The organism is Dyella sp. 2HG41-7 (assembly GCF_021390675.1).
In the GTDB taxonomy this organism is placed as follows: domain Bacteria; phylum Pseudomonadota; class Gammaproteobacteria; order Xanthomonadales; family Rhodanobacteraceae; genus Dyella_B.
The window spans coordinates 2,209,951-2,221,609 of sequence record NZ_JAJEJV010000004.1 but is presented as its reverse complement, the minus strand read 5'-3'; the positions used below and the strand labels follow the sequence as shown (position 1 = coordinate 2,221,609).

Here is an 11,659-nt window from a genome sequence, read left to right as displayed (position 1 = left end):
TGCGCATGAATATCGAACTTCGCCATTTGCGCTATTTCGTGGCGGTGGCCGACACCTTGCATTTCGGCAAAGCGGCAGAGCGGCTGGGCATGTCTCAACCGCCGCTCAGCCAGCAGATTCGTCAATTGGAAGAATCCTTGGGCGCGCGCCTGTTGACGCGCACTAACCGACGCGTGGCGCTGACCGAACCGGGTCGTGTTTTTCTGCAAGAGGCGCGGGACATTCTCGCGCGTGTCGATCACGCGGTGGATTTGACGCAGCGTGCACAGCGCGGCGAATTGGGCGAGCTGCGTATTGGATTCACGCGCACGACGCCGCTTTCTCAGGACATTCCACGTGCGATCTTTGCGTTTCGTCAACGCTATCCTGCCGTGCATCTGCAACTGGAGGAAATGAACTCCTTGCAGCAGATCGACGCATTGCTAGAACGGCGACTGCAAGTCGGAATTTTGCGCCCGGGTACATTGCCAACTTCACTGCTTTCGAAGCGACTGTTCCGTGATCCATTGGTCGCAGTGATGCGTTCGGATCATCCAGCGATCAAACGCGTCGGCACGCGCGGCAAGTTGGCGGTCAAAGCCTTGGCGCAGGAGCCGTTTGTGGTGTTTGCGCGCAGCGCTGGGGCGGGTGTGCACGAACATGTGATGTCTTTGTGCCGCACCGCCGGCTTTGCGCCGCGTATTTCGCAGGAAGCGCGGGAAGCGTCCACCATTATCGGCTTGGTGGCGGCGGGTTTCGGCGTGTCTATTCTGCCTAATTCATGCAGCCATATTCAGGTGGAAGGTGTGAGTTATGTGCCGCTCGTCGACGCCAACGCGATGTCGGAAATCCATGTGGTCTACCGCGAAGACGAACGCTCGCCGCTAGTGCCGCGCATGCTGCAATTGCTGCTCGCGGTAAAAAGCTGATCAGGGCATCGCGCCTTTGCTCATCGGCGTTGGCGGCGTAACCAACTGCGGCAACGGTGGCAAGCGGTACAAGCGCAGCGAAATCAGCAGTCCCGCCAGCACCAGCACGCCGACAAAAAGCGCCACGCCGTTCCAGCCGTGCGACGCATAGAACAATCCTCCGCTCCACCCGGCGACGCTCGAGCCCATGTAGTAGCTGAAGAGATACATCGATGACGCTTGCGCCTTGGCCGCGCCGCCGCGCCGACCAACCCAGCTGCTGACGATGGAATGACCGCCGAAAAATCCGAAGGTGACGGCGGTAATGCCGAAAATGATCAGCCACAACGGCTTCGTCGCCGTACACGCCACGCCCACCAACATCAAGGCGAAAGCCGTCCACAACACTTTGCGCCGCCCGAGCTTGCCGGCCAGATGTCCCATCCATGCCGAACTAAATGTACCGACCAGATAAATGCCGAAGATCAATCCTACAACCGTTTGACTGAGGCTGTAGGGCGGCGCCAACAAGCGATAACCCAGATAGTTGTAAACCGTGACGAACGCGCCGAGCAGCAGAAACCCTTCCAAAAACAACCAGGGCAACCCGGGATCGCGAAAGATGCCTGCAAAGCGCGCGAACAGCGTGCGCCATTGCAAGGCGCTCCGCTCGAAATGACGCGACGGCGGCAAGGCTTTCCAAAAGACCAGGCCTGATAGCAACCCGATTACACCCACGACAGCGACGCCCGCACGCCATCCCGCATAATCCGCCACGATGCCGGCGATCAACCGTCCGCTCATGCCGCCTATCGCGCTGCCGCTGATATACAGCCCCATGCCGAGCCCGATGGATTCGGAATGCATCTCTTCGGTGAGATAGGTCATCGCCACGGCAGGCAACCCGCTCAGCGCAATACCCAGCAAGGTGCGCAAGGTAAGCAGCGCATACCAGTTGGGCATGAGTGCGGTGAGCAACACCAGCACGGCCGATGACAACAGCGAGGCCACCATCACCGATTTGCGCCCAAATGCATCGGATACACCACCGGCGAACAACATCGCGAACGCCAACACACCCGTGGTCAGCGACAGCGACAACGCGCTAGTGGCCGCGCCGACGCCGTATTCGTGACTGAATTGCGGCATCAATGGCTGCACGCAATACAGCAGTCCGAATGTAGCGAGCCCCGCCGCGAACAACGCCAGATTGGTGCGTTTGAATGCGGGCGTCCCGTGGCGGATAAGGTCGTCGGTCGGGAAAGATGTGGTTGGCGACATATGCATGCGGAATGGTCGGTGATATGGCCCGGTTTTCCGCATCGCGCGGTGCTAAACGATGAGGGATATCGCGGGATTTCCGAATGTCCTAATCATAAGGTGGTACTCGTCGACAATCGATAAGGAGCGAAGTCCGGCTCGATAGTCTTCAAATATCAATCCTGCGCCGGTAGCGCGTCGCGCAGAAGGCCAAGCACCTGCGCTGGAGCTTCCAGATTTACGTGGTGCCCTGCGCCGTGCACGACAACCATGCGGGCGTGCAGCAGCCCTTCGACCAGTTCCTTCGACAAGGCATGCACTTCCGGCTGATCCTCGCTTCCTACGATCAGCACGGTCGGAACGTCAATGTCCTGAAGACGCTCCAGGGCGCTTGGTGAGGGTGTGCGCTGATCCTTTGCTGCATGGGTCCAATAGCTGATCTCGCGCTTGAACAGGCGCGCGGTCATCGCTTCAGTGCGTTTGCGCGCAACAGGATCGACGTCATGGCTGGCGCGACGCGGGCCATCTGTAAACGCGCGCAATGAACTATCAATCAATCCATGGGCATCCAGGGTTCCAAGCGCCTGCAAGAAGGCGCGCGCCGCCGGCGTGCTGTCGGCGAATCGGCCCCAATAGCCCGCTCCGACGAACACCAGACTGCTGACGCGCTCCGGATAGGCCAGCGCGAAATCCAACGCCGTCGCCGCGCCGCCCGAACAGGCGAGCAAGGCGGTACGTTGAACTCCGCACGCGTCGAGCACGGCGACCAGATCTTCATGATGCGCATAACGGCCAGGCTCGATGGTCGAACGACCGAATCCGCGCGCATCGTAGCGAATCACATGATGCGTGTCGGCCAACGCAGCGAACTCGGCATCCCATTGCCCGCTGTCGACAAGAAAACCGTGCAGCATGGTGATCGCGTCGCCGGCGCCGGCTTCTTCCACATAAAGCCTGGCGTGATCGACACCGATCACGCGTGATGTTTGATGGGTCATGACCTTCCCTCTTCGCGCAAGGTCCTCCCTCTGCATGCAGAGGGAGGAAGAAACATCAGCGGGCTTTGATCTCGCGCGCCTCCAGCTTCGGCACGAATACCGGTGGCGCGTAACCGGCGGGCTTGTCGCCTACCGCGACGCCACCGTGAATTCGCGTCTGCTGGATATCGGCGAACATGTAATACGGGAACGGCTTTTCCGTCGCGCTGACGGCATCCAACCTCGCACGCAATTCCGCAGGCAGTTCGAATGACAGCGCGTCGAGATTCGCGTCGAGCTGTTCCAGTTTGGTCGCGCCGACGATCACCGAAGCGATACCCGGTTGCGTCGCCACCCAATTCAAGGCGACCGCCGCCATGCTTTGGCCGGCCTCTTTCGCCACTTTTTCCAGCTCCGCAACGATCTTCCAGTTGCGCTCGGTAAAGCGCTCGAAGCCCGGCGCGCTGGTGACTTTGGCGAGGCGTCCATCGCCCTCCCCGCCTTGCTGGCTGGGTTTGTATTTACCGGAGAGCATGCCCATCGCGAGCGGACTCCATGCGGTGATGCCTAGGCCCAAGTTCTGAGCGAGCGGTACGTATTCGTTTTCGATATTGCGTTCGGCCAGCGAGTATTCCAGCTGCATATTCACGAACGGAGTCAGCGCATGCGCTTCGGCGAATGTCTGCGCACGCGCCGCATACCATGCGGGAATATCGGAAAGCCCCGCGTAACGGATCTTGCCCGCGCGCACCAGATCGTCGAGCGTGCGTACTACCTCCTCCGCCGGCGTAATGCGATCCCACGTGTGCAGCAGATACAAATCGATGTAATCGGTGCGAAGACGACGCAGCGAACCTTCCACCGCACGCATGATGTTCTTGCGGCCGTTACCGCCTGCGTTGGGATTACCGGGTTGCGCGTTGTACGTGAACTTGGTGGCGAGCACGACGCGATCGCGCGTGCCGCTTTCCTGCACAAACTTGCCCAGCATGCTTTCGCTGGCGCCTTCGGTGTACATGTCGGCGGTATCGATGAAATTGCCGCCCGCTTCCAAGTAACGATCGAACATGGCGCGTGCGGTCGCCTCGGCGGTGCCCCAACCCCAGTCTTCGCCGAAGGTCATGGTGCCGAGCGAGAGGCGGCTAACGCGCAGGCCAGAACGGCCAAGGGTGAAATAGTGATCGAGCGACATGGCGGAACTCCGTGTGGGTGGCGACGGAGTGCAGTCTGCGCCGGCCAATCCTCTTGAAAAACCACCCTCAGCTTGATGCATTATTAAGCCAAGCTAATTAATGAGGAGCCAGCCATGCGCGACCACGACGCCTTGCGCGCCTTCCGCGCCATTGCCGAGCACGGCAGCTTTACCCGGGCTGCAGCGGCGTTGGATGTCACCGCATCGGCCCTCAGCCAAACCATGCAGCAACTGGAAAGCCAGCTCGGCACGCGCCTGCTCCAGCGCACCACGCGCCGCGTAGGCCTTACCGAGGCGGGCCAGGAAATGCTCCAGCGTATTGCGCCGGCGCTCAACGAGCTGGATCTGGCGCTCGACGCGATACGCCAGCACGGCGACCGACCGCGCGGCACCTTGCGGTTGACGCTGCCGACGGTGGCGGCGCGATCGATCCTGCAGCCGATGCTGGGCGAATTCACCGCGCGCTGGCCGGATGTGCAACTGGATATTCGGGTGGAAGACGGTCTTACCGATCTGGTCGCCGAAGGATTGGATGCAGGTATTCGCCTTGGCGAGCGTTTGCAGCGCGATATGGTGGCGGTGCCGATCGGCGGTCCGATGCGTTCGGTTGTGGTGGGATCGCCGGCTTACTTCGAGCGCCACGGTTATCCCAAGGAACCGAAAGACTTACAGCATCACAATTGCATCAAGCACCGCCTGATCGGCAGCGGTGCGATCTATCGTTGGGAATTCGCCCATCGCAGCGGCCCGATGAAGGGTCGCTGGTTCGAAATCGCCATCGACGGCAGCCTTACCGTCAACGATATTCCGCTCGCCATTCGCGCTGCAAAAGAAGGCATCGGATTAGCGTGCATGTTGGAAATCTCCGCGCGCAAAGCGATGCGCGACGGAAAATTGGAAAGCGTGCTCGAACCGTGGCTGCCGCCGTTCGAAGGTTTTTATCTGTATTACCCGAGCCGATTCCAGGTACCGCCCAAGCTGCGCGTGCTTATCGACTTTATGCGCGAGTGGGGTGCGCGCGAAGTCGATGCATCGAACCGCATGTAAACACCGCAGCTTCGACGAATGCGCTTAGCGATAACGCCAATAGCCGCCTACCCACACATGTCCCCCGCCCCAATAACCGGGTACCCAAACGCGCGCAGGACGCGGTGCGACGACAACGCAGCCCGTCTGCGCCAGGCTTCCGCCAAGCACGGCAAGCGCAATCAAAAGTGTGGAAAGGTAACGGCGCATGTGTTTCTCCCAGTGAGTGAAAACTCACATCGGAAAACGCGACCGAGAATCTGGCGATGACGGCGAAAAGCTGAACTGATGCCGAGGGTTCAGCCTCGCCGACAGCAAAGTGAAAGACATGCCGCTGCGCCAAAAATTACGAAATCTCTACGCAACGGCTCGAATCGTTCATGCCGTTTCTACGCGACCGCGCGCATGATGCGCTCGCTTCGATGTTCAGCAGGCTTGCAGCCGGAGGCCCCCACGCGAGGTAGCGGGCAGCAGCCTTCAGATGATCCGGCTCCGGCTGCAAACCTGCTGAACATCATGGGTGGAAATGCGCGCCGTTATCCGACCAACGACAGCATGGCGGTTCGATAGCGCGCCGCGATGCGCGTTTCGTCGCGATGTCGAAAATCGCGAACCACCCATTTGCCGCCCGCCATCACATGACGCACCGGCGATACGTTTCCGGCGAAGAGAAAACTGTCCATCGCGGAACGATGATCGCGTGCGGCAAGCAATGGCGAATCGTTGTCGAGCACGATGAAATCCGCGCGCATATCCGTATCGACAGCGCCGATAGGCATGCCGGCTGCCTGCGCGCCACCCTTCAAGGCATGACGCCACAACGTTTCGCCCACGCTTTCGTCCGCGTGGCGCGCGGCGACATTACGGTGACGCGTGCTCAATCGCTGCCCGTATTCGAGCCAGCGCAATTCTTCGATCGGCGAGATCGAAATATGCGAATCCGAACCGATGCCAAGCGTTCCACCTGCATCCATAAAACGCGCCAATGGAAAGAGACCGTCGCCGAGATTCGCTTCGGTGGTGGGACACAAACCGGCAATGGCGCCGCTACGCGCGATGCGTGCGGTTTCCGTATCGGTCAGATGCGTCGCATGCACAAGACACCAACGGCGGTCGATAGCCGCGTGATCCAATAGCCATTCGACCGGTCGCGCACCACGCGTAGCGAGGCAATCTTGCACTTCGCCGATTTGCTCGGCGATGTGGATATGCACGGGTCCGGTTTTCAGCGCTTCGTGTTCGATGACGCTGCGCCAGGCTTGCTCGGGAATAGCACGCAGCGAATGCAGCGCCACGCCCACACGCACGTCGGCGCTTTCCAATTTGCGCAAGTTGGAAAGCAGACTCAGATACGCATCCACGTCGTGACCGAATCGCCGTTGACGCGCCGAAAGCGGGCGCCCGTCGAAACCGCCGCTCATATACAACACGGGCAACAACGTCAGCGCGATGCCGGCTTCGCGCGCCGCTTCGATCAGCGCCAACGACATGGCTTCTGGTTGCGCGTACGGCGTGCCGTCGGGTTGATGATGCAGGTAGTGAAACTCGCAGACCTGGGTATAGCCCGCTTTTAGCATTTCGACATAGAGCTGCGAGGCAATGGCCTGCAAGGTGTCCGGCCCGATGCGCGCGGCGAAGCTGTACATCGTTTCGCGCCACGTCCAGAACGAATCGTCGCCAGGCCCGCGACGCTCCGCCAAACCGGCCATTGCGCGTTGAAAGGCATGGGAATGCAGATTTGGCATACCCGGCAAGACCCAGTTGCCGACGTAGTCCGGCGATTCGCTGCTTACGGGGGTAATCTTTCCGGTGCTGTCCACACCGAACGCGGCGTCGTTGCGCCATTGCGCTTCGTGCCAGAGATGACCCGCTTTGAACTGGTATGCCGCCGCATCGCTCATGAACAATCTCCATATAGCCCGTTAAGTGTAACCGGCCGCACCGGCAATACTCGCATCTGCTTCACCTTCCGTACGAAAGGATGAAGAACATGGCCAAGAAGAATGAAAACGCACCCAAACTGGCCTTGCGCCAGGCTGTGCCGGCCGATGTGCCGGCGCTCGTCGACCTTACCGCCCGGGTTTACACGGCCGAATGGGGCCACTCGGCGGAAATGCTGCGATCTCAGCAAACACATTTCCCCGAGGGTCAATTTGTCGTCGAATACGAGGGCAATATCGTGGGCTATTGCGGGACGTTCCGCATCGACGAATCGCTTGCGCTCAAGCCGCATACGTGGATGCAGATTACCGGCGGCGGCATGGCCTCGCGCCACAATCCCGATGGCAATTGGCTTTACGGCATGGAAGTGGTGGTGCATCCGGATTATCGCGGCATGCGCATCGGCCAACGGTTGTATCAGGCGCGCAAGCGGCTGTGCATGGACCTAAAGCTGCGCGGCATCACCTTTGGCGGCCGCGTTCCTGGCCTGGCGCGCAACATCCAGCGCTACGGCAGCGCGGAAGCGTATGTGCAAGCGGTGGTGGAAGGACGCCGGCGCGATCCCACCTTAAGTTTTCAACTCGCAAACGATTTTGAGATTGTCGGCTTGCTGCGCGGTTACGTGCCCGCAGATTACGAATCGCTCGGTTATGGCGCGCATTTGATATGGCGCAACCCTACCCTGCTCGATCAGCCCGATATCCCGACGATCAAATCGTCGCAGCATTTGCCCGACTCGGTGCGCGTGGCGACCGTGCAATATCTGCAGCGACGTATCAAATCGTTCGACGAGTTCGCTACGCATGTCGAATATTTTACCGATATCGCCGCGGATTATTCCGCCGACTTTGTGACGTTTCCCGAATTGATCACACTGCAATTGCTTTCCATCGAGAATGAAGAGCTTTCGCCGGTGGACACCATTCGTAAACTCAGCCACTACACGCCGCAGGTGAAGGAGCTCTTCAGCCGCCTCGCCGTGCACTACAACATCAATATCGTTGCGGGCTCGCATCCTACCGAGCAACCCAACGGCGATATCCATAACGTTTGCTACGTGTGCCTGCGCGACGGCTCGATTCACGAGCGCGAAAAACTGCACCCCACGCCGAGCGAGCGCATCGTCTGGAACGTCACCGGTGGCGAAAGCGCGGCCACCATTCAAACGGATTGCGGCCCCATCGGCGTGATGATCTGCTACGACTCCGAATTCCCCGAAGTCGCCCGGCATCTGGCCGACCAGGGCGCGTTGATGCTGTTCGTGCCGTTTTGTACCGATGTGCGCGAGGGTTATCTGCGCGTCCGTTACTGCGCGCAAGCGCGGGCCATCGAAAATCAGTGCTACGTCATTCTCTCCGGCAATGTGGGCAATCTTCCAGGCGTAAACAATTTCGATATCCAGTACGGACAAAGCTGCATCCTGACGCCTAGCGACTTTTTGTTCGCCAGAGACGGCGTTGCCGCCGACTCCACGCCCAATATCGAGACCGTGCTTTTTGCCGATTTGCGACTGGAAGGACTGGCGCGTGCCCGCAACGCCGGCACCGTACAAAATCTGAAAGATCGGCGATTCGATCTTTATGAAACGCGCTGGCTGAGGCAATCGCGATAGAGCGATTCTCTCGCAATACGGGAAATTCGCGGCGGCGCGCTCACAGTCATCTGTCATAATGGATGAATGTCCGAATCCCCTGCACCATCGCCGAAAGCGTCCAATCCCCGCCTGCGGGCGGTGCTCGGGCATGAATTCTTTGCGCCCTATCAATGGAAGCGCCGCATTGCGCTTTGGAGCGGCGCGGTGCTGGTGGCGCTCTCCGCGATCTTTTTTGCCAAGGCCAGTGAGTTCGCCTATGCGATCTTCAACAAGATCGTCGCCCATGGCATTTGGATTCCGCTGATTCTGACACCGACAGTCTTCGGCTTACTGTGCTGGGTAACGCAAGGACGACTGCGCGCGGCGCGCGGCAGCGGCATTCCACAAGTGATCGCCACCATCCACGTGGACGATGAGGGCTTTCGTTCGCGCATGCTCGCGCTGCCCATCGCTGCAAGCAAAATGGCGCTCACGTTATTGGCGCTGATGGTCGGCGCGTCCATCGGCCGCGAAGGGCCCACCGTGCATGTCGGCGCGGGCTTGATGCATTGGCTGGGTAAGCGCTTCGGCTTCACCGATCGCACCGCGCTATCGCGATTTATTCTTGCCGGCGGTGCGGCCGGCATCGCTGCGGCGTTCAATACGCCGTTGGCGGGCGTGGTGTTTGCGATTGAAGAATTGGCTGGCACGTTTGAGCATCGCTTCAGCGGCTTGTTGCTGACATCCGTATTCGTCGGCGGCGTGGTGTCGATGGGCATCATCGGCAACTACGCCTATTTCGGCACGGTGCAGACGAGCTTGCCGCTGGGATACGCGTGGCTGGCAGTTTTGCAATGCGGGATTATCTGCGGATTGTGCGGAGGGTTGTTCGCGCGCCTGATTCTGCTGAGCAGGCGTGGCCCGCTCGCGGCGCTCGGCAGGTTGCGCGAACGCTTTCCGGTATTGTTTGCGATCGGCTGCGGATTTGCGTTAGCCGCTATTGGCGTGCTCTCGCACAATGCGGTCTACGGCACCGGTTACGCGCAAGCGCGCGCGTTTGTGCAGGATATGCCCGATACGCCAGGGCAAAGTTTCGGCATCCTCAAACTGCTGGCCAACGTGGTGTCGTATTGGGCGGGAATTCCCGGCGGCATATTCTCTCCAGCGTTGGCAGTCGGCGCAGGCCTGGGTCATAACATCGCGACCTTTCTTCCGCATATCCCCGAGGCCGCGGTGGTACTGCTGGGCATGAGCGCGTATTTATCCGGCGTAACTGGCGCACCGCTCACCTCCGCGGTGATCGCGATGGAATTGACCAACAACCAGGATATGGTGATACCCATCATGGCGGCCTGCCTGCTGGGACGCGCGGCGGCGTCGATTTTTTCGCCGACGCCCGTGTACAAAGATTTCGCCGAGCGCATGATCCAAGATTTCGAACGACAGCAAGCCGCGCGCAACGAGGCGGGAAAAAATGCCGAACCGCCTTCGCCAGTGGAAGATATCGGCAACACCAGCACGTATGGCGAACCGGTCGTTCCCACTCACACCGAAACCAAAGAAACCAAACCATGAATTGGGATCTGTTGCTGACGCACGCAACGCTCGCGACGTTTGCCGGCGATAGCGGTTACGGATTGATAAGCGACGCGGCGATCGCGTGCCTGGATGGAAAGATCGCGTGGCTTGGCTCGATGCGCGATTTGCCTTCCAACGCCGCATCCTCCGCACGCGAAGTGCATGACGTGAATGGCGCGCTGATTACGCCAGGCTTGATCGACTGCCACACGCACCTCGTCTTCGGCGGCGACCGCGCGCAGGAATTCGATATGCGCCTCAATGGCGCCACGTATGAAGAGATTGCGCGCGCCGGCGGCGGCATCGTCTCCACGGTACGCGCCACGCGCAACGCCAGCGAAGACGAGTTGTTCGCGCAATCCTTGCCGCGCGCGCGTGCGCTGCTGGCAGACGGCGTAACAACCTTGGAAATCAAATCCGGCTACGGCCTCGAACTGGACGCAGAGCGTCGCACGCTGCGCACGGCGCGCCGGCTCGGACAAGCGCTTGGCATCCATGTTCAAACCAGCTTTCTCGGACTGCATGCCTTACCGCCCGAATACAAAGAACGCCGCGACGACTACGTTGCGCTGGTTTGCAGCGAACTGCTTCCCACGTTAGCCAACGAGGGTCTGGTGGATGCCGTCGATGCCTTCTGCGAAGGCATTGGCTTTACGCGTGCGGAAACGCAGCGCGTGTTCGAACATGCGCGCCAGCTTGGGTTGCGTGTAAAGCTGCACGCGGAGCAGCTCTCCGATCTGGATGGCGCCGCGTTGGTGGCCGAGTTCAACGGGCTATCCGCCGATCACCTGGAATATCTCAGCGACAAAGGCATCGACGCCATGGCGCGCGCGGGAACCGTTGCCGTGCTTCTTCCCGGCGCTTTTTATGCCTTGCGCGAAACCAAGCTGCCGCCTATCGAAGCGCTTCGCGCGAGCGGCGTTCCCATCGCTATCGCCACCGACTGCAACCCAGGTACGTCGCCGCTGCTTTCCGTGCGACTGGCGGCGAACATGGCGTGCACCCTCTTCCGCTTAACGCCCGAAGAAGCGCTGCGCGGTATTACGGTGAATGCAGCCCGCGCGCTGGGTCTGCCTGATCGCGGGGAACTCGCGGTAGGTAAGCGCGCGGACCTGGTCGTATGGAACGTTGCGCAACCGGCGGAGCTTTGCTACTGGATTGGCGGCGCGCTGGTGCGGCAAGTGTGGATCGGCGGCGTATCGGTTTCGACTCAGGCATAAAAAAA

At 60.2% G+C, this 11,659-nt stretch carries 10 protein-coding genes; 5 read left to right on the top strand and 5 right to left on the bottom strand.

The features are described 5' to 3' along the window. Nucleotides 1–5: 5 nt before the first annotated feature. Complete coding sequence (locus L0U79_RS11375; protein WP_233842395.1) at nucleotides 6–908, top strand: LysR family transcriptional regulator; 903 nt, start codon at nucleotides 6–8, stop codon at nucleotides 906–908. Here L0U79_RS11375 and L0U79_RS11370 read toward each other — a convergent pair whose 3' ends face one another. The 3 genes from L0U79_RS11370 to L0U79_RS11360 form a co-directional block, all read right to left on the bottom strand. Then, nucleotides 909–2,174, bottom strand: a complete 1,266-nt coding sequence (locus L0U79_RS11370; RefSeq protein WP_233842394.1) for an MFS transporter — start codon at nucleotides 2,172–2,174, stop codon at nucleotides 909–911. Between the two features lie 149 nt (nucleotides 2,175–2,323). Then, nucleotides 2,324–3,145 carry an alpha/beta hydrolase gene (locus tag L0U79_RS11365; RefSeq protein WP_233842393.1) on the bottom strand — a complete coding sequence of 274 codons (822 nt, stop codon included), beginning with the start codon at nucleotides 3,143–3,145 and terminating at the stop codon, nucleotides 2,324–2,326. A gap of 55 nt (nucleotides 3,146–3,200) precedes the next feature. Then, entirely contained in the window at nucleotides 3,201–4,316 is a 1,116-nt protein-coding gene (locus L0U79_RS11360; RefSeq protein ID WP_233842392.1) for an aldo/keto reductase, read from the bottom strand. Between the two features lie 114 nt (nucleotides 4,317–4,430). Here L0U79_RS11360 and L0U79_RS11355 point away from each other — a divergent pair, with 114 nt between their 5' ends. Then, nucleotides 4,431–5,363 (top strand): LysR family transcriptional regulator, encoded by a 933-nt coding sequence (locus L0U79_RS11355; protein WP_233842391.1) that lies wholly within the window; start codon nucleotides 4,431–4,433, stop codon nucleotides 5,361–5,363. Nucleotides 5,364–5,387: 24 nt separating this feature from the next. Here the strand turns inward: L0U79_RS11355 and L0U79_RS11350 are convergent, their stop codons facing one another. After that, complete coding sequence (locus L0U79_RS11350; RefSeq protein ID WP_233842390.1) at nucleotides 5,388–5,552, bottom strand: hypothetical protein; 165 nt, start codon at nucleotides 5,550–5,552, stop codon at nucleotides 5,388–5,390. Between the two features lie 326 nt (nucleotides 5,553–5,878). Further along, complete coding sequence (locus tag L0U79_RS11345) at nucleotides 5,879–7,243, bottom strand: formimidoylglutamate deiminase (RefSeq protein ID WP_233842389.1); 1,365 nt, start codon at nucleotides 7,241–7,243, stop codon at nucleotides 5,879–5,881. 89 nt (nucleotides 7,244–7,332) lie between these two features. Between L0U79_RS11345 and L0U79_RS11340 the strand changes: the two genes are divergently transcribed. The 3 genes from L0U79_RS11340 (at nucleotide 7,333) to hutI (ending at nucleotide 11,654) form a co-directional block, all read left to right on the top strand. Next, nucleotides 7,333–8,895 (top strand): bifunctional GNAT family N-acetyltransferase/carbon-nitrogen hydrolase family protein, encoded by a 1,563-nt coding sequence (locus L0U79_RS11340; protein ID WP_233842388.1) that lies wholly within the window; start codon nucleotides 7,333–7,335, stop codon nucleotides 8,893–8,895. Between the two features lie 66 nt (nucleotides 8,896–8,961). After that, nucleotides 8,962–10,431 carry a chloride channel protein gene (locus L0U79_RS11335; protein ID WP_233842387.1) on the top strand — a complete coding sequence of 490 codons (1,470 nt, stop codon included), beginning with the start codon at nucleotides 8,962–8,964 and terminating at the stop codon, nucleotides 10,429–10,431. Beyond that, on the top strand, nucleotides 10,428–11,654 hold the full coding sequence (hutI, locus tag L0U79_RS11330) for an imidazolonepropionase (protein ID WP_233842386.1): 1,227 nt from the start codon (nucleotides 10,428–10,430) through the stop codon (nucleotides 11,652–11,654). The genes L0U79_RS11335 and hutI overlap by 4 nt, the downstream gene beginning before the upstream one ends. Nucleotides 11,655–11,659 lie beyond the last annotated feature (5 nt).